The sequence below is a fragment of the Stenotrophomonas sp. PI_27 genome, assembly GCF_027854495.1.
Classification (GTDB): Bacteria; Pseudomonadota; Gammaproteobacteria; order Xanthomonadales; family Xanthomonadaceae; genus Stenotrophomonas; species Stenotrophomonas pavanii.
Genome location: NZ_JAJNOF010000017.1, coordinates 1 through 18,743, shown reverse-complemented (window position 1 = coordinate 18,743; position 18,743 = coordinate 1). Strand labels below are relative to the sequence as shown.

Here is an 18,743-nt window from a genome sequence, read left to right as displayed (position 1 = left end):
ACACGCGCTCGGCTATGCTGCGCCACCTTCCTGCGCCATCGGCGGCCATGCATCCTTTTCCCCTGCCTGTCTCTGCACCCGATCAGCTCGCCTACCGACTGCTGCAGGACAGCGACTGGGCCCGCTCGGCCAATGCTGCCAGCGCCCCCGCCGAGCTTCGCACGTTGCTGGCGATGATCCTGGATTCGCCCGAACCCCTGTGGCTCGCCTGGGGCAAGGAAGACAAGGCCTTCTTCTTCAATGATGCCTACCTGCCGATGCTGGGGGAAAAGCTGCACGGCGCGATGGGCAATCGCCTGGAGGATGTCTGGGCCGACGTATGGCCGGACGTGGTGCAGGCGGTCAACGATGCCTTTGCCGGCACCAGCCGCAGCTTCAAGAACCTGCCCCTGATGATGGATCGCGACGGCACGCTGCGCGAAACGTTCTGGACGTTCTCCTATTCGCCGCTGCGCGTCGGCTGCGGCAGTGTGGCGGGCATCCTGTGCGTAGTGAGCGAGCAGACCGAACGGGTGATCGAGCGCGACCTGCACAGCCGCCAGGTCGCGGCGATCACCGAGCAGGCGCGGGAGGCCCACCTGGAACTGGTCCGCGCCCGCGAGCAGCTGCGGCAATCGCAGAAGCTGGAAGCGATCGGCCAGCTCACCGGCGGGGTGGCCCACGACTTCAACAACCTGCTGCAGGTCATCACCGGTTCGGTGGACATGCTCCTGCATACGTGGCCGGCAGACGACTCCCGGCGCCGGTACATCCAGGCCATTGCAACAGCGTCGGACCGCGCCACCAAGCTGACCGCGCAGCTGCTGGCCTTCTCGCGTCGCCAGAGCCTGTCGCCGGAGGTCTTCGATCTCTGCGAGAGCGTGCACGCGCTCTCGGACATCATCACCACGGTTCTGGGCGCGCGCATCCAGGTGTCGTTGACGTTGCCCGGTACGCCGCTGCCGGTGCTGCTGGACCGCACCCAGCTGGACACCGCATTGATCAACATCGCGGTCAATGCCCGCGATGCGATCGAGGGACACGGCCGGGTGACCATCGAAGTGGAACAGGTCACCGCGGTGCCCTCGGTGCGCTTCGCCGCGCCGATGAAGGGTGACTTTGCTGCGATCAGCGTGACCGATACCGGAACGGGCATCGACCCTGACGTGGTCGACCGTATTTTCGAGCCCTTCTTCACCACCAAGAGCGTCGGCGCCGGGACCGGGCTCGGGCTCAGCCAGGTGTTCGGCTTCGTCAAGCAGTCAGAAGGCGAAGTGGACGTGCAGAGCCAGGCCGGCGCCGGGACCCGCTTCACGCTGTACCTGCCGTTGGCGCAGGCACGAAAAACGACGGAACGGCCGGCGGCGCAACCGGGCCTGCAGCACGGTCATGGCGTCTGCGTGCTGGTGGTGGAAGACAACGTCGACGTGGCCGAATTTGCGGTCGGCGCCCTGCGCGAGCTCGAGTACAGCGTGGTCCTTGCGCGCAATGCGGACGAGGCCCTGGCCGAGCTGGAACGGGATGCCTCGCGCTTCCATGTGGTGTTCAGCGACGTCGTGATGCCGGGCATGAACGGCCTGGATCTGGCCCGTACCATCCGCGACCGCCTGCCAGAGCTCCCAGTGATCCTCACCAGCGGCTACAGCGAGTTGCTTGCGCGGGATCCTGGCCATGGCTTCACCCTGCTACGCAAGCCTTACTCATTGAAGCAGCTGGCCTCGGTGATGACCGAGGCCGCGCGCCGCGCGCCGGCTGTGGTGGCCTCGCCCTAGCCGCTCGCTCACCGCGGCGGACCGAACCAGCGTTCCAGCGAGGACGCCAGCCCCGACGCATCGCCGCCGGCATCGCAGGCCCAGGCGACGACACCGTCGGGGCGGACCAGCACGGCGCCCAGACCCAGCGTGTTGCGCGCCGTGGACATCACGCAGGTGACCGAGCGCTGCCAGCGCTCACTGATCGGGCCGAACGAATCGCCGGCATCGAGCCCCAGCAGCACGCCCTGCCCCGCACGCAGCAGCTCTCCCATGCGGCGGCCATCGGCCAGATGGACGTCAGGCACGCTTCGGCCAACCTGCGGGTGGCCGCCGTCGAACACCGGTGGCTGCGCCACGCCCCACAACCGCTCGGCGAGATAGGTGGCACCGTCGCCGGTCGCGGCCAGGTCGGCGATGACCGCCGCCAGCGCGCGCGACCCGGGGCCCGGCCGCATCAACGCCACCTGCGCACGCGACCAGTCGAGCACCCGGGCGCCGATCGGATGGCGCTCAGCCTGATAGCTGTCCAACAGCCCCTCCGCCACGTCGCCTCGCAGCACGGCCGCCAGCTTCCACCCCAGGTTCATCGCATCGCCGATGCCGAGGTTCAGCCCCTGCCCGCCCAACGGCGAATGCATGTGCGCCGCATCACCGGCCAACAGCACGCGGCCGCTGCGATAGGCCGTGGCCTGTCGCGCGGCATCGGTCCATGTGGTGGCCAGATGCACCGCGGTGATCGTTGCCTGGCGACCGGACACCCGCCGCACCAGCGCCTGGGCGGCGTGCAGGTCCAATGGCAGGCGGTGGCCTGCGCCACCGTCGAAATCGGCCAGCGCCAGCATGCCCGGCGGGTTGAAATTGCACATGCCATGTTCGGTGAACTGACGCCCCGGGGTGAGCACCGACGGGTCCTCCAGTTCGACCTGCAGCGTGTGCCCGGTGAACTCCGGCGCCGTCCCTGCGAACACGAACCCCGATTGCTTGCGTACCGTGCTGCGCGCGCCATCGCAACCGACCAGCCATCGCCCCCGCATCAGCCCGCGACCGGTCTGTACCTCCATCTGTGATTCGCGTGCGTGCACTGCCTGCACCGTGCAGCCACGCTCGATCTGCACACCCAGTGACACTGCGCGCTCGGCCAGCACCGCCTCCAGCGACTGCAGCTCCACCGCCATCTGCGTGGGTACCGGGGTCGGCAGGCGATCACGCCAGCGCCCGCTGTCCACGTCATCCAGGGCGAAATGAATGCCGGCGAAGTGGCCTCCCAGCGGCCGCGGTTGCGCCAGCCAATGGGCGGTGCCGGGCGGCGGTGCGCCCTTGTCCGGCTTCAGCACCTGGCGGGCCGCGACCGCGTCCAGCAGGCCGCGCCGATCCAGCGCTTCCAGCGTGGGCGCGTTCAAGCCACGCAGGCCAAAGGGCAGGCGCTTCAGCGTTGCATCGGGCGACTCAGCCTGCTCCAGCAGCAGGACCGAACAGCCGGCCTGGGCCAGCTCGCAGGACAGGAACAAGCCGACCGGGCCGGCCCCGGCGATGACGACGTCGTACAACATGGGAATTCCCTGTGAGCGCCGGACCGGCACTCTGGCGTCGCCAATGTTACACTCGGTGTACGTTTACACAAGCCAACCGCCATGACCCCGCCCCAAGGCCGTCGCGAGCAACGCAAGGCACAGACCCGACAGGCAATTTCCGATGTCGCCACCGAACTGATCATCCGGCGTGGCTTCGAGGCGGTGTCGATGTCCGAGATCGCCGAGGCCGCCGGAGTCTCGCGCAAGACGGTCTTCAACTATTTCGCCAGCAAGGAGGACCTGGTATTCGACCGCGACGAGGAGGCACGCGCGTTGCTGCGCGAGGGCATGACGGCGCGCCGCGGCATGGCCCCGCTGGCCGCCTTCCAGGCGCTGGCGCGGGAGCTGCTCGACAGCGGCCATCCCCTGTTGCGGATCAATCCCGGTGCAGCGACCTTCTGGGCCACGGTGGCCGGCAGCCCGGCCTTGGTGGCACATGCACGACGGCTGCAGGCACAGCTGGCCGACGACCTCGCGCAGTTGATGGCCAGCGCCGTCGGGCGGCCGGCGGATGACGCCGAGGCACGCCTGGGCGCAGCCATGCTGCTGGCGTCGATGGTGGCCGCCTATCAGAGTGGACTGGCCAGCCAGCAGAGGGGCGAGGATCCGCGCCAAGCGATGCTGCAGCTGATCGTGCGCGGTGGCACCGGCGTGCTGGTGGCCTTGGCCGGCACCCCCTATACCGACCCGGGCCTGCGTCCATAGCGCATTCGGGGGATAGGCCCCGAAGCGTTGCAAATGCTAATCTTTCTCATTTGCAGCCCGCCCCGACCCCCTCATGCCGCTTCCAACCCCGCTCAAGCACGCCCTCTGCCTGGCGCTGCCCCTTTCCCTGGCTACACCTGCACTGGCCTCCGATGCCTCCGCTGATGCCCCGAAGGATCTGGACAAAGTGGAAGTCCGCGGCCGCGCACAGACCCTGTACCGCGCCGACGATGCCGCTGTCGGCACCCGCACCGATACTCCGCTGGAGCAGGTACCGCAGTCGATCCAGGTCGTGCCGCGTGAGCTGATCGACGACCAGGCTGCGCGCCAGGTCACCGACCTCTACCGCAGCATCAGCGGCATCAGCTTCTTCAGCTATGCCGGCGTCACCCTGCGCGGGTTCCGCCAGGAAAACGTGCTCTACGACGGCCTGCGCGGTGATCCCTATGCAGGCTTCTCGGTGCCGCAACTGTTCAACATCGAACGCGTGGAAGTGCTGAAGGGCCCGGCCGGTGCGCTGTACGGCGGTGGTGATGCGGGCGGTGTCATCAACTACGTGACGCGCAAGCCCAGGGCCACCGCCGAACGCCGCATCGAACTGCAGGCAGGCGACAAGGACTTCCGCGCCGGATCGATCGAAGGCACCGGCCCCTTGAATGCCAGCGGCAGCATCCGCTATCGCGCCGGCCTGTATGCCGACACCGAGCAGGGCGTGCGCTGGAACGCCGACAGCGAAAGCGTGATCGGCGATGCATCACTGGCCTTCGACGTTGGCCAGACCGGCGAGCTGGTGCTGCAGTTCACCGACATCACCCAGAACCTGGGCGGCAACCGGCTGCGCGGTGTGCCAGTGAACGATGCCGGCACCTTCCTGACCGACCGGCGATGGAACCACAACGAGGCCAGTGATTTCCTCGACATGCGCGCCCGGGTCGCACTGGCGCAGTATCGCTTCGCACCGCTCGATACGCTGGACGTGGACATTGCTGCGCGCTGGTTCAGCAACAACGAGCACCAGATGTACCACGAACCGATGGGCCTGATCGATCGTGACCGCGACGGCGTAGCCGAATGGATGACGCGCCAGCTGCGCAACCAGATCCGCGACAACGAGGCCTTCACCGCCAGCGGCAATGCAGTCTGGCGGATCCACACCGGCCGTATCGAACACAAGGTGCTGTTCGGCGCCGACGTCTACCAGCTTGACGCCGACTTCACCGCGCAGACCGCCAACAGTGCCGACCTGGCACGCGGCGCCGGCCCGGTGCGCGGCATCGATCTGTTCAACCCGGTCTATGGCGCGAGCACCTGGCACGACTACAACCTGGCCGCCCTGCCATGGCGCAGCACCGCCACCCGCAGCAAGCGCTACGGCGGCTACCTGCAGGATGAGCTGGGCCTGGGCACGCGCTGGCACGTGCTGGCCGGACTGCGCTGGGATGGTTTCAAGGATGAAGACCGCATGGGTGGCAGCAGCGTGGATGGCAACGCGCTCAGCTGGCGCCTGGGCAGCACCTTTACCGCCCGGGACGGCGTGAACCTGTACGCCAACGTCGCCAGTGGCTTCGTGCCGCAGAGTGCCGCCAACCAGAATCCGGCGGCCGGTGGGCCCTTCGACGCTGAGCGCAGCAGGCAATGGGAAATCGGCATGAAATCGCTGCTGGCCGAACGTGTGACCCTGAACATGGCGGCCTACCGCATCGACCGCAGCAACATCGTGCAGGCCACCGGCGAAGTGCGGGACGGCGTGAACCAGCTGGCCGCGCTGGGCCTGGTACGCAGTACGGGCATGGAACTGGACCTGCTGGCCGACGTGACCGAGCGCTGGGTGGTGAATCTGACCTACGCCTACAACGACGCACGGGTGAAGGATGCCGGACCGAACGGCATCACCAATGCCTCCGGCGACCGCTTCGCGAATGCGCCACGGAACAAGCTTGGCCTGTGGACACGCTACGACCTGCCTTCGATCAACTCGGCCATCGGCTTCGGCGCCGACCATGTCGGCGCCCGCGTCAGCCTGGACGGGCAGGCGGTCAAGGCATACACGGTATTCGACATCAGCTGGAAGACCACGTGGAAGCAGTGGCAGTTCCAGGCCAACGTCAAGAACCTGTTCGACAAGGTGTACGCAGCCAGTGGCTTCATCGAACGCAACGGGCACTTCCCGGGCGAGCCGCGGCGGGTGTATGTGCAGGCGGCCTACCGCTTCTGAGAAGGCCTTCCAGCAGAGCCGGGCGCCCGCGCGGCTCTGCTGCGTAACCTCAGCCCATCCGCATCGCAGGGTTGTCACGCGCGTGGACGTCGTTGTCCTGCTGGCGCTGCATGGCCGCCTGCTGGCGCTCCAGGCTGGCAGCCTCGATCTGCCGCAGCGAGTGTTCGACCGGCGTCTGCACTGCCGTGTCCGTAGGCATGACCGCTCGCAGATGCGCGGGATCGCTCATCTCGCCCTGCACCACGAACACGTTGCGGCCGGCCGGATGCTCGGCGGTCTGCGCGCTCAGCAGCACATGGTCGGCCCGTTCAAGCTGGTTGCGACGGGCCAATGCCATCACGCTCGCTACGAGGCGCTCGCTGTTCTCATCGTGGGTACGCCCGGCGCGGGCATCGATCGCGGCCACGCCTTCGCGCACCTGCTGCATCAGTGCGTAGTCGCGGTGGCCCGGACCAATGTCGGCCAGGCGGGTCGGTGCCTGCGAGGGATCCGGCACGTCGTCCACGGCTGCGGTCAGCGGGCTGCGGGTGATGGTCCGGTACGGGTCGTCCGGGTGGAACTGGGTGCGTTTTTCCTGGCGCTCCAGACGAACCTCGCGCGCGTCGTTGAGCTCGGCGATGCGGGCCGGATCGGTGATCTCACGCATCGACATGTGGCCACCACCCGCGCTGACACTGGCCCACTTCCTGTCCGCTTCGAAGTACATCGCGTAGTAGCTGCTGCCACCGATGACGTTTGGATCGACTGCTGAGCGCCCTTCCAGTGCCTGGGTGGCTTCCAGCACGCTCAACCGGGTCAGGTACTGCCCGCCCTTCGCCCATCCCATCTGGCTGATGACATCGACGCTGGTGTTGCCTACGCGCGGGCCTCCGGCATAGTCGTTGTTGAGCATGTTGGTCCAGATCTGTTCCAGCTTCTCGGGGCCGCTCTTCTGCTCAGCTGCCTGCAGCAACACGCGCGGCGTCCAGCAGTTGGGATCGAGTTCATGCCGTTCAAAGGCGCGGTCGTGAGCCAGCATCACGTCCTTGCCGGGGAGATTCAGTGCAAATTCGGGACGCCCCTGCTCCATCCAGAACAGGCGTCGCTCCAGGTCCTGGCGCAGAAGCGTCTGCCCAAACATCTCCCATTGGCGCTCGCTCAGCTGCGCGTCGGGAAACCCGGAGCCCTTGCCTTCCTGATTCCGGGCATATTCCTGTGCATAGCTGTTCGCAACGCGGCCTGGCAAGCTGTCGTTGCGAACGACGCCCAGCGCAAGCGTGCCATAGCCATCCGCATCTGGCAGCTGCGACAGATAGTTCCAGTACAACTCGCGGTTTCCGGCCTTGGCATAGCTGGCCAGAATCTTGAGATTTCCTTGCGTCAATCCGCCCATCGCCTGCTCCTGAATGCACTCACTCCCGGACTCGGGAGCGCGCGAGAATATCCCGCACCGCATCTTCCATCCGCTTCCAGTCCGCCAGGAAGGCCCGCTTGTAGTTCAGCGAGATGGAGAGCTTGTTCTCCACATCCGAGAAATAGTGGAAGCACCCCGCAGCGGCTTGCCCTTGCTCACTGATGACCTGATCGCCCTGCAGGCGAACGCCATCCCCCCGAAACGCCGTGCTTTCGCATTTGATGAATGTGGTCAGACTGCCGTTTGGAGCGCGCGCGATGTACCAATCATCTTCATAGGCAGGATTACGCGTGGGTGGTTTTCCATAGCGTGCCTCGTATTCCTTCGAGAAAATCCCCATCCTCGTTTCATCGATGGCGTAAGGCGTCAGTCCCATGACGGTGGGCCGCGCAATACGCAGATCGAGCCGATCCCGAGGATCCCCTCGCTCCACCGACCCTTCCTCGGTGGATGCCTGGTTGGAGGACAATCGCTCCAATGATGTTTCGATTGGCGCACGATCGATGTAGTCGATCGCCACAGCAATTTCCTTCCGGAAATCATTCGTACGCGGACTCGCCCGCGCACCCGGCGCCGTCGGCGTCATATCCGGCCACTCGATGACCAGCGTCACGCCCTCGCCCGGCCACGGTGCGATCTGGCTGTCCAGGTAGTTGGCCGGAATGCGGAAAGTGTTCGGCCCGAGCTTCACGTCCACGGGCGCATCGGTATAGGTGTGGCCGTTGATCGTGCGGCCGGTCTGTGGGGCGCCGGACATGGCGGGATTCCTTTCGTGTTCGGTGGACGGCGGCCGCGCACACGCGCCGGCACTCACCGCGACGGCAAGTGCAAGCGTCAGGCAACGGCCGGGGGACATCACGTGCATGGGCATTCCATTGCAGGGTTCCAGCGCCACTATAAGGAAGCGAGCGTCAACGGAACAGGAACCGCATCGCAGCCCTTTATGGAACCTGGCAGCGCTCCACCTGCAGTGACAGCACCTGGCAGGCGTTGAACAGGCCCTCGATCACGGCTGCGGAGGGACAGCAGGCGGGATCGTCGCTCTCCCGCGCCACATGCGCAGCGTGCAGTACCGCCGTCAACGCCGTGATGCCCGAAATGCTGCGGGTCGCCAAGGCCATGTCGAAGGCGCGGCCGGGGCTCAGGCACATTTCACTCCAGGCCTCGCCATCAGCGCGCAGGTTCCTGCCGTGGCCTGCCAGGTGTGCAAAGAATGCCGATGGCGTGACGAACTCGGCGGACTCGCGGAGCGCATCCTCCAGCGTTTCGGCCAACGCAGCGGGAAGATCGCGCACGGCGGCGCCCAGCAGCGCATGCAGGCGGGGATGGTCGGGAAGACGTTCGGGCATGACGGCAACCTCACGATGTGGCCACCTGCAGATGCAAGGTGGCGGACGGTGCGGGTTGGCGTGCCGGATACATGATGCAAGAAGCCGGCGGATCGAGAGATCCCCACGCACCGTCCACCATGAACTGGCAGGCGATGCATTGTCACGGTTGCAACTCTGGCTGCAACCGTGACGCCGCGCATCATGTACGTTCAGGACGCCAATCCCGGCCACGGCGAGTGCCTTGGCGCGGCCATGGTTACCGCCCTGAACCGACGGTGGAAAGCAGGAAAATCCTGATCGATCACGTTGCTACGTTGGTTGCGTCAGTGGATGTCGAGTTGTCCATTGACTGGCGTTCTTCGCCAACCGATGACTCCGGTCGACGCGCACTTGCCGGACGCCCTGGCCAGCCGTAAGCGACACGCGCGCTCCCGGTGCCAAAGACCCGCCGGTAGCGGTGAGCATTCGCGAAACCCACATGCGGCAAGCGCAACGCTGCGCAGCCTTCAGCTATCGCCTTGGGTGCTCTGATAGCCGCGGTAGGTCTCGCCCCACTCGCGCATGGCCAGCAGCACCGGCGCCAGCGTGCGGCCGAACTCGGACAGCTCGTATTCCACTTTCGGCGGCACTTCCGGGTACACGTGGCGGATCACCACGCCATCGGCTTCCAGTTCACGCAGCTGGCTGGTGAGCATGGACTGGGTGGCATTGGGCACCCGCCGCGTCAGTTCCATGAAACGCCGCTTGCCGGTCATCAGGTGAAAAAGAATGATCGGCTTCCACACGCCGCCGATCACCGACAGCGTGACTTCCACCGCGCAACCGCTCTTGCCGTCCCACCGTTTGCTACGCATGCATACTCCGGAAAACCATAGTACCTACGGAAAATCGTCGTTCTTGTTGCGATAGAGGCGCGAGCCTAGCATGGCCCCATCCCGTGAATGTGAGGCCGTCCATGACGTTCAAAGCACTGCTGACCCGCAAGACGAACAACCAGCTCTCGACCGAGCTGGTCGATTTCGACGAGGCCGACCTGATGGACGGCGACGTCCTGGTACAGGTCGAGTACTCCACGCTCAACTACAAGGATGCGCTTGCCCTCACCGGCAAGAGTCCGGTCATCCGGACGTTCCCGCTCATTCCCGGCATCGATCTGGCAGGCGTGGTGCTGGAATCCAGCAGGGCCGACTTCAAGCCAGGCGACCGCGTCGTGCTCAATGGCTGGGACCTGAGCATGGGCCACCACGGCGGCCTGGCCCAGCGCGCCCGGGTGCGGGGCGAATGGCTCAACCGGATTCCCGACAACCTGAGCACCCGCGACGCCATGGCCATCGGCACCGCTGGCTACACCGCGATGCTGTGCGTGCTGGCCCTGGAACATGCCGGGGTGACGCCTGCACAGGGCGATGTGCTGGTCACCGGTGCCAACGGTGGCGTCGGCTCGATCGCGGTGGCGATCCTGTCGAAGCTGGGTTACCGCGTGGTGGCCGCCACCGGGCGGCCGGAGCATGCCGAGTATCTGCACAACCTGGGTGCGGCCGAGATCATCGATCGTGCGCAGCTTTCGGAGCCGCGCGAGCGGCCGGTGAGTGCCGAGCGATGGGCCGGCGTGGTGGATGTGGCCGGCGGCCCAACGCTGGTCAATGCCATCGCCGAAACGAAGTACCGGGGTGCCGTGGCCGCCTGTGGCCTGGCCCAGAGCGATGCACTGCACGGCTCGGTGCTGCCCTTCATCCTGCGCAATGTGACCCTTGCGGGCGTGGATTCGGTGAATGCCCCACAAGAGGTTCGCCAGCGCGCCTGGGATCGGCTCGCGACCGACCTGGACCCGCAGAAGCTGGAAAGCACCGTGCAGCAGATCGGCCTCGCCGAGGTGCTGGATGTCTATGAGCAGATCATCCCCGGCAAGGTGCGCGGCCGCGTTGTCGTGGATGTGAACGCCTGACGCCTGACGCGCCGGCGGGGGTGCAATGCCTTCGCTGGCGCGCGTGCGCGAGTGACCGGAGACCCAGCGCGCCATGCCAAGCCGCCTTATCATGGGGCGGCAAGGGCACTTTACGCCCGGTGACGTACGCAAGGCAGTATCTGGATGTCTATGGAATGGCGCCCCTCGGGCTGGGGCCAGCGTGTGACCCGCTCGCCGGACTGGCAGTTGCGGCTGGATGGCGAACAGCTCGCGCTTTTGATCGACGGCAGAAAATACCACCTGCATGTGGCGAACGAACACAGCGTGCGGGTCGTTCGCGGCGTGCTCTGGTCCCGGGTCGAACTGACGACCGAGCGCGGTGAAGCACTGTCCGTGGATGGGCTGCCCAACAGCCAGGGCTCCCGGCTTGCGGCTGCCGTGCAGCATGTCCTTTTCGCGCGCTCCAGGCGGGGGCGCAAGGCACTGTTTGAGCGCGTTCTGGCGCAGATCCAGGCGTGGCTGGCCGAGGCAGACGCGCTTACCGACCGAGGCACCACCGGACGCCGCTGGATCACCCACGAACAGCAGCAGGCGTTGCTGGCCGACCGCCCCGCCCTGCCCCTGCCGCCCGCCGAGCTGGAGCAGCTGTTCCTCGACGAGGAGGTGCACGACGACCTGCACGCGCCCGACCACCGCATGGCACTGGACGCGCTGCACGACTGGCAGCTGGATTGGCCCGCCCTGTGGGCGGACGCCAATGAGGCAATGGCGACCCGCGAACTGGGCCTGGCCAAGCCCTTCCTGGACCGGGTCGAGAGCAGGCCGCTGACCAAGGAACAGGCCCGCGCCGTCATCTGCTTCGACAACCGGGTGCAGGTCGTGGCCGCAGCCGGCTCTGGCAAGACCTCTACGATGGTCGCCAAGGCCGCCTATGCCATCGATCGCGGCTTCGTGGAGCCCGAACGGATCGTGATGCTCGCTTTCAACAAGGACGCCGCGAACGAACTGGAGGAGCGCGCGCGACGATGCTTCGACCGGCTCGGCATGGGCGACATCGTGGTCGAGGCGCGGACCTTCCACGCCCTCGGCCTGGCCATCATCGCCAAAGCCACGGGACGCAAGCCTGATATCCCGGAATGGGCGATCGACGCGACGCTGGGCTTCAACAAGCTGGCCGAACTGGTGGACGACCTGAAGGACCGCTCGACCCACTTCCGCACCCAGTGGGACATGTTCCGCCTGGTGTTCGGACGCGATCTGCCGCCGTTGGGTGCCGACATGATGGCCGATGGCTACGACCGCGATGGTGCGCCCTACATGCGTACCCTGCAGGGCGAGCGGGTGAAGAGCCTGGAAGAGTGCGTCATCGCCGACTGGCTGTTCTACAACGGCGTGGCGTATGACTACGAGCGGCGCTACGAGTTCGATACCGCGACAGACACCCACCGCCAGTATCGTCCCGACTTCTACTACCCGGACGCCCGGCTGTATCACGAGCACTTCGCGCTGGATGCCGATGGCCAGCCGCCGCCGCACTTTGCCGATTACAGCGAAGGGATGCACTGGAAGCGCCAGCAGCATATGGCGCGCGGCACTGCCCTGGTCGAGACGACCTCGTTTGGCCTGCGCAGTGGACATGCGCTGCAGGATCTTGCCGAGCGGCTGGGTGCGTCTGGTGTCGAACTCGACCCGAACCCGGACCGCGAGCTGCCTGATCAGGGCGCCAAGCCGATGCCGGATGCAGACCTGATTGGCCTGATGCGCACCTTCATTGCGCATGCCAAGAGCAACTGCCTGACGCTGGATGACATGGCCGCACGTCTGCGGCAGATGCCCGAGGATAAGTTCAAGGAACGCTACCGGCGTTTCCTGGAGATCGCCGGGCCGGTCTTCCAGGCCTGGGACGATGCACTGGCTGACGAGCGCAGCATCGATTTCGAAGACATGCTCAACATGGCCGCCGGGCTGCTGGAACAGGGCCACTATGAATCACCCTACGATCTGGTGATGGCCGACGAATTCCAGGATGCCTCGCGCGCCCGTGCGCGCCTCTGCCGTGCGCTGGTCAGCCAACCGGGCCGCCATCTGTTCGCGGTGGGCGATGACTGGCAGTCGATCAATCGCTTCGCTGGTGCCGACGTTTCGGTGATGACCGGATTCCGCGAGTGGATGGGGCATGGCCAGGTGCTGAAACTGGAGCAGACGTTCCGCTGCCCGCAGGCACTGTGCGATGTTTCCAGCCGCTTCATCAGCCGCAACCCTGCGCAGATCGGCAAGAAGGTCCGTTCTGCTGCGCCGGCAATGGGTCCGGTGCTGCAGGCGTTCCAGATGAACCGGCGTGAGGAGGTGCAGGATGGTGTTCGCCAATACCTTGCGACGCTGCACCAGCAACTGCTGTCAGGTGCAGTGCCGCAGGGCCGCAACGGGCGCGTGACTGTATTCGTTCTGGGGCGGTATCGCGCGGACCGCAGCGCGATGCCTTTGGATTGGAAGACCGCCTTCGGCAGCACGATGGACGTCGAGTTCCTGACTGTCCATCGATCGAAGGGGCGCGAGGCGGACTACGTGATCCTGCCGGGAATGATCAACCGCAGCTTCCCGAGCCTGCGTGCGGATGACCCGGTGCTTTCGCTGGCAATGCCGGACGGGGATACCTATCCACTGAGCGAAGAACGGCGATTGTTCTATGTCGCGCTGACGCGGGCGCGACGGTCGGTTGCGATGTTCACCCTGCAGGGCAGGCACTCGCCGTTCCTGGATGAGCTGGTGAAGGACGGAGCAGTGGAAGTGACCGCGATTTCAGGCGCGGCCATCCACGAAGAGCGCTGCCCGGTGTGCAAGGTGGGCGTGTTCGTGGACCGCAATGGGCCGCACGGGGCCTTCCGGTCGTGCTCGAGTTATCCGTTGTGCCATAACAAGCCGAAGGGTGGGCGGCGTGGGTGAGGCTGCAGGTTTCCTCGCCGCCCAGTAATTAACGCCCTGAGTGGATCGGGGCGTTGGTCAGCATAAGGAGACCACGATGCGTTCATTTGTTCTGGCAGTTGTGGTGTCTTGGAAGACGCCTCCAGTTGTCGTTCTCGAGCATCCGCGCTTCTAGCGTCCAGATCTGATGTAACGCTCAAAGTACGCTTGGAATTGGCGCGACTTAGCTGGGTCAAGCTCGTTGGCAATCGTGCCAGCGATCGCCTCGGCCTCAACCATGCGCGTGCTGCCGCCAAGCTCTCGAGCAGCTTCAAGAAGTGCTCTTTGCCTCACACTCAGGTTACCGAAGGGGTCGAAATAGGAATCGACACGCTGGTTGTCACTCACGCCTGTCCAGCTGAAACGCGCATCTCCAGCAGCCGTTGCGATCGTTCTGTATCGCTCGACGGCTTGCTCTGAGGTTATGCGTTTCCGTAGCAGATCCAGCCTGGTGCGATACAGATCAACCTCGGCGCTTGGCGTGCTCTGCGCCAGCGCTGCTACCGCTTCATCAACAAACGCGTAGTTGATATTCCCGGTGCCGGCCTGGACGCCCAGTAGATTGAAGCTGGCGATTGCATACCGGTACGCATCGCGATTCGCCGCAGCCCGTTGGGCATCGCTCGGTCTACCGATGGCAGTGGGCTGTACCAGAAGAATGCTGTCGTCATCGGAAAGAACGGCTTCCATATCACGCTTGTGGAACTCGCCGACAACTACAACGATGGTGCCACCAGGCCGCGCCTTCGCAGCTGCGGCCACTCTCTTCGCCTGCAAGTAGGTTCGATAGAGGTATAAGCGACGTGGCAGGTCATCTTTTGCTCGCTTTGAGGGAGTCACAGCCCACTGGGCAACCTTGGCAAGGTTCACCTCGGTATCCGCGTGGAAAATATCTCTGTTCAGCTGTGCCGGGCGTGGGAATGACAGGAAGCCCTGAAAACCCTGATCAGGGCGCACCTGCGGAATTGCTTCCAGATCGGTGCCAAAGCCAAGCTTGGCGTCTTCTGACGGAGGCGCCCAGTCTATTGGGCACAGATCCACGCCCCTGGCGCGGGCGAAGGGCACGATCACATCCTGAACTTCATAGGTGAATTCGTAGTAGTCGTTCCGAGCAAAGGCCTCCGGAGACCGCTCGATACAGATCGCGTCGGGTTGCGCACGATCCAAGAAGGCCGCCAGCATTGCCGGACTGTCATTGGATGAAACCAATTGAGCTGCATGGTCGACGCCCAATACTATCACTCGTGACGGATCGGGCTTTTCAGTACCACTGCCAGCAATGGCTTGCAGTGGAAAACAAAGAAGAACAGTGCGCAGCACCCATGCATTCATTCAATAGATCCAATGGCGAAAGCGCTTTCACGCTACGAAACGCCAACAGGCAGTGCCCGTGCCATTGGTTGTAGTCAGTCGGATCGCCCAGCTCGAACCACCGCATGCAGACCCAAGCGTCGCAAGCGCGGCCGACATTCCGGGAGACAGCCGGCAGCCCTCGTTCTTCGGCCAGGCGAACGGGTCATTCGAACGCGCCAGCCAGAGAAATTTCTTCGATCTACGAGCGATTGAAACGCGCGGCGCCCGCTTGTGCACCCAACACGGCAAGATCAGGGCCAGCCGCTTTCCGCGCTCCATTCGCATCGGTCGCGGGCACTGTGAATGCAATCCGAGCTGCAAGGCTGGGTTCGGCAGCAGATTGCGCAGAAACGAAAAAGCTCCTATCCCCAGGAGCTTTTTGAAATTGGCGGAGAGAGTGGGATTCGAACCCACGGAAGGTTTAACCCTTCGCCGGTTTTCAAGACCGGTGCCTTAAACCGCTCGGCCATCTCTCCAATCGGGTCCCGGTCGCCCGGGCAGCGGCGTATTCTCGCACGTGAAGGGCGTTTGCCCAAGACCACCTTGCCCCTGCCCTTCGCATCCGGCACGGTGGGGGCCTTCACCGCACCCGGAGCCGCCATGGCCCATCTCGATCTGGCCAACCTGCGCACCTGCCTGCTGGACGATACCCAGCTGGCCGCTGTGGCCCTGCACCGCACCTTCGCCGGGCACCTGCCGGTCAGCAGCGGGCAGCTGGTGGTCTGCGATCCGCTGGTCCAGGCCGAGGCGCCTGCGCTGGCCGACTACACCGCCCCGCTGGGCCGGCACCCGGTCGAAATCATCGTGCACAGCGGCCGCCCGGCGTTGGCCGTGGTCTGGTTCAAGCCCCGCGAAGCCCTCACTGCGTCTGCCCTGCACTGGCAGATGGCGCGCTGGACCACGCAGGACCTGACCGGCCTGAATGAGGACAGCTTCATCGGCTACCCGGTCGACGCCGGCATCGGTTGTTTCATGGATACCGACACCCAGCAGGCGCTGCTGGCCCTGATCGAACAGGCCGATGGCGACGAAGAGAGTGAATGGTCGGATGCACTGATCGACCACGATGGCCTGGACGAAGGCGCCGAGTACCGCCCCTGGGGGGAGGACTCGCCGCACGGCCTGGTGGTCTTCACCAGCGGCTGGGGCGACGGTGTGTATCCCAGCTACTGGGCGCTGGATACGTCCGGCATTCCGGTCGCCCTGGTCACCGATTTCCTGTGCATCCAGGGCGGCGATGGGCGCGACGAGCGCGAGATTGCCGACCAGGCCTATCGCGACAACCTGCCCGCTGCAGAAGCCGAGGCGCTGGCGCGACTGGTGGCCGCCGTCGAACGAGACGACACGGAGGCATTGCAGGACCTGCTGAAGGATGCGCCGCAGCGCGCCAACCAGATCGAACCGGGCTGCGGCGGCACCGCCCTGTACGAGGCGATCCGCCTGGACCGCCCGCAGGCATTGCGGGTGCTGCTACAGGGTGGCGAGCTACCAGCGATGCCCGAGCGCCTGCACATGAGCAAGGTGACCGGCTATCTGGACTATGCGCGCTTCCTGAAGAAGCCGCGCAGCGCAGAGTTGATGGCGGTGCTGGAAGCACCCGTCGTTGCGGCCGAACCGCCACCGGCCGCAGCGCGACGCCGCAGTTTCTGGGACCGGCTGTTCGGCCGGAACTGATCAGCTGGAAAACAGCAACGCCGGGCATGGCCCGGCGCTACCGTTCAGCTCTCTCAGCCGGCATCCACCGCCAGCGCACCCAGTGCACTGGCCTTGATCCGCTCCTTGGCCTTTTCACAGGCGCCACCGCAATCCAGGCGCGAGGCCTCCAGCTGCGGCGGCAGGTGCTCGGCCAGGAAGTCGATGAACACGCGCACCGCCGGCAGCAGGCCGCGGCGCGAGGCGAACACGGCGTGGCATACGCCCTGCGGCAGCGACCAGTCCGGAAGCACCACTTCCAGCTCGCCGTTGCGCACGGCGTCGGCGCACACGGTTTCCGGAAGCATGGTGATGCCGAAACCGTCCTTCACCATGCTCTGCAGCAGCGGGAAGTCGAAGCCGGCCACGCGCGGCTGCAGGTCGACCCGGCGCACTTCGCCTTCCGGGCCATGCAGCTCCCAGCGCTGGCGGGCTTCGTCTTCGCTGATGCTGAGGGTGACGTGCTGGGTCAGCTCTTCCGGGTCCTTGGGGCGGCCGGCGCGGTCCAGGTACTTCGGGCTGGCCACCAGCAGTTCCTGCACCTGGCCGAAGCTGCGCATCACCAAGCTACCGTCATCGTCCAGGCGCGAACGCACGCGCAGGGCCACGTCGTAGCCTTCATTGATGATGTCCACGCGGCGGTTGCTGATGTTCAGCTGCAGCCGCACCTTCGGGTACTGCTCCAGGAACTTGGGCAGCAGCTTGGGCAGCTGCATCTGCGCCAGTGACACCGGTACGCTGGCGCGCACCACGCCGCGCGGTTCCGCACTGAGGCGGTCCACCACTTCGCGCGCGGCCTGGGCCTCGGCCAGCATCGTCTGCGCGTGGCGGTGCACGCTGGTGCCGACGTCGGTGACCGCGAAACGGCGCGTGGAGCGCTGCAGCAGGCGCACGCCCAGGTCGGTTTCCAGCTGGCTGATGCGGCGGCTCAGTCGCGACTTGGGAATACCCAGCGCGCGCTCGGCAGCGGCGAACCCGCCGTGGTCGACCACCATCGCGAAGTAGTACAGATCATTCAGGTCATGCATGCCCGAGTTCCATATCTAGAACAATACGTGGCATTCAACCACCTTTATCCCGCGTTTGCAACAACCTATCGTTCTCTCCGTCGGCGGGGCCACCCCGCCCCTTCCTCCCAGAACATAGGTGACTGCCATGAAGCTTCTGCATCTCGACGCCAGCGTGCTTGGCGACAACTCCGTCTCACGGCAGCTGTCGGCCGCCGTGGTCGCCCGTTTCACCGGCCAGATCGATGGCCTGCAGGTCGATTATCGCGATCTTGACGCCAATCCGGTACCGCACCTGCGCAGCAGCTCGCTGGCCAAGACCGACGCCGCCGAGGCGACCGATGCTGAACAGGTGATGCAGCAGTTCCTGGAGGCCGACATCGTGGTGATCGGCGCGCCGATGTACAACTTCAGCATCCCGTCCACGCTGAAGGCCTGGATCGACCGCGTGGCCGTGGCCGGCCGCACCTTCAAGTACACCGAGAACGGCCCGGTGGGCCTGGCCGGTGGCAAGCGGGTGATCATCGCCAGCAGCCGCGGCGGCATCTACACCGACTCGCCGGCCGACTTCCAGGAGCCGTTCCTGCGCCAGGTGTTCGCCTTCATGGGCATCAACGAGGTCGAGTTCGTGCGCGCCGAGGGCATCGCCTACTCGCCGCAGCACCGTGAAGACGCCATCGCCGGTGCACTGGCAGCACTGCCGTCGCACGAAGCGGCCGAAGCCGTCGCTGCGTAACGCGTTCCAACGTTCGGCGCCCCTCTCTCCTCGTCTGGGCGCTGAACGCGGGCCGGGATCCCCTCCCCCTCCCGGCCCACCCTGGCGGCCCCGCTGTGCGGGGCCGTTTTTTTTGTGGCGTCCGGCCTGGGGTCTGCGCC

The 18,743-nt window shown here is 65.5% G+C and carries 14 protein-coding genes and 1 tRNA gene; 7 read left to right on the top strand and 8 right to left on the bottom strand.

Annotated features, from left to right (window positions below):
* Positions 1-47 precede the first annotated feature (47 nt).
* Positions 48-1,751, top strand: coding sequence for a PAS domain-containing sensor histidine kinase (locus LRM18_RS17925; protein WP_154330848.1), 1,704 nt, complete (start codon positions 48-50; stop codon positions 1,749-1,751).
* 8 nt (positions 1,752-1,759) lie between these two features.
* Here LRM18_RS17925 and LRM18_RS17920 read toward each other — a convergent pair whose 3' ends face one another.
* Positions 1,760-3,283, bottom strand: coding sequence for an FAD-dependent monooxygenase (locus LRM18_RS17920; RefSeq protein ID WP_270955182.1), 1,524 nt, complete (start codon positions 3,281-3,283; stop codon positions 1,760-1,762).
* Between the two features lie 81 nt (positions 3,284-3,364).
* On the opposite strand from LRM18_RS17920, the gene LRM18_RS17915 reads away from it, so the two are divergent.
* Positions 3,365-4,009: a TetR/AcrR family transcriptional regulator gene (locus LRM18_RS17915; protein WP_270955181.1), complete on the top strand. Its 645-nt coding sequence runs from the start codon at positions 3,365-3,367 to the stop codon at positions 4,007-4,009.
* Positions 4,010-4,082: 73 nt separating this feature from the next.
* Positions 4,083-6,224 (top strand): TonB-dependent receptor, encoded by a 2,142-nt coding sequence (locus LRM18_RS17910; RefSeq protein WP_270955180.1) that lies wholly within the window; start codon positions 4,083-4,085, stop codon positions 6,222-6,224.
* Between the two features lie 49 nt (positions 6,225-6,273).
* Here the strand turns inward: LRM18_RS17910 and LRM18_RS17905 are convergent, their stop codons facing one another.
* The 4 genes from LRM18_RS17905 to LRM18_RS17890 form a co-directional block, all read right to left on the bottom strand.
* Positions 6,274-7,596: an XVIPCD domain-containing protein gene (locus LRM18_RS17905; protein ID WP_270955216.1), complete on the bottom strand. Its 1,323-nt coding sequence runs from the start codon at positions 7,594-7,596 to the stop codon at positions 6,274-6,276.
* 19 nt (positions 7,597-7,615) lie between these two features.
* The gene (locus LRM18_RS17900; RefSeq protein WP_270955179.1) at positions 7,616-8,482 is read right to left on the bottom strand and encodes a hypothetical protein; all 867 of its coding nucleotides are present in this window, start codon (positions 8,480-8,482) and stop codon (positions 7,616-7,618) included.
* Between the two features lie 76 nt (positions 8,483-8,558).
* Positions 8,559-8,966: a hypothetical protein gene (locus tag LRM18_RS17895; RefSeq protein WP_270955178.1), complete on the bottom strand. Its 408-nt coding sequence runs from the start codon at positions 8,964-8,966 to the stop codon at positions 8,559-8,561.
* A 488-nt stretch (positions 8,967-9,454) separates the two neighbouring features.
* Entirely contained in the window at positions 9,455-9,802 is a 348-nt protein-coding gene (locus tag LRM18_RS17890; protein ID WP_049471387.1) for a helix-turn-helix domain-containing protein, read from the bottom strand.
* Between the two features lie 101 nt (positions 9,803-9,903).
* On the opposite strand from LRM18_RS17890, the gene LRM18_RS17885 reads away from it, so the two are divergent.
* Together LRM18_RS17885 and LRM18_RS17880 are read left to right on the top strand one after the other, a co-directional pair.
* Positions 9,904-10,893 (top strand): MDR family oxidoreductase, encoded by a 990-nt coding sequence (locus LRM18_RS17885; RefSeq protein ID WP_074725411.1) that lies wholly within the window; start codon positions 9,904-9,906, stop codon positions 10,891-10,893.
* A gap of 150 nt (positions 10,894-11,043) precedes the next feature.
* Positions 11,044-13,797 carry a UvrD-helicase domain-containing protein gene (locus tag LRM18_RS17880; protein WP_270955215.1) on the top strand — a complete coding sequence of 918 codons (2,754 nt, stop codon included), beginning with the start codon at positions 11,044-11,046 and terminating at the stop codon, positions 13,795-13,797.
* A 150-nt stretch (positions 13,798-13,947) separates the two neighbouring features.
* Here the strand turns inward: LRM18_RS17880 and LRM18_RS17875 are convergent, their stop codons facing one another.
* Both LRM18_RS17875 and LRM18_RS17870 read right to left on the bottom strand, forming a co-directional pair.
* Positions 13,948-15,147 carry a hypothetical protein gene (locus tag LRM18_RS17875; RefSeq protein WP_270955177.1) on the bottom strand — a complete coding sequence of 400 codons (1,200 nt, stop codon included), beginning with the start codon at positions 15,145-15,147 and terminating at the stop codon, positions 13,948-13,950.
* 407 nt (positions 15,148-15,554) lie between these two features.
* A tRNA-Ser gene (locus LRM18_RS17870) sits at positions 15,555-15,644 on the bottom strand.
* A gap of 124 nt (positions 15,645-15,768) precedes the next feature.
* Between LRM18_RS17870 and LRM18_RS17865 the strand changes: the two genes are divergently transcribed.
* On the top strand, positions 15,769-16,842 hold the full coding sequence (locus LRM18_RS17865; protein ID WP_270955176.1) for a DUF4241 domain-containing protein: 1,074 nt from the start codon (positions 15,769-15,771) through the stop codon (positions 16,840-16,842).
* 53 nt (positions 16,843-16,895) lie between these two features.
* On the opposite strand, the gene LRM18_RS17860 is transcribed toward LRM18_RS17865, so the two are convergent.
* Positions 16,896-17,888: a LysR family transcriptional regulator gene (locus tag LRM18_RS17860; protein WP_005410175.1), complete on the bottom strand. Its 993-nt coding sequence runs from the start codon at positions 17,886-17,888 to the stop codon at positions 16,896-16,898.
* A gap of 127 nt (positions 17,889-18,015) precedes the next feature.
* Here LRM18_RS17860 and LRM18_RS17855 point away from each other — a divergent pair, with 127 nt between their 5' ends.
* Complete coding sequence (locus LRM18_RS17855; RefSeq protein ID WP_049471397.1) at positions 18,016-18,603, top strand: NAD(P)H-dependent oxidoreductase; 588 nt, start codon at positions 18,016-18,018, stop codon at positions 18,601-18,603.
* Positions 18,604-18,743 lie beyond the last annotated feature (140 nt).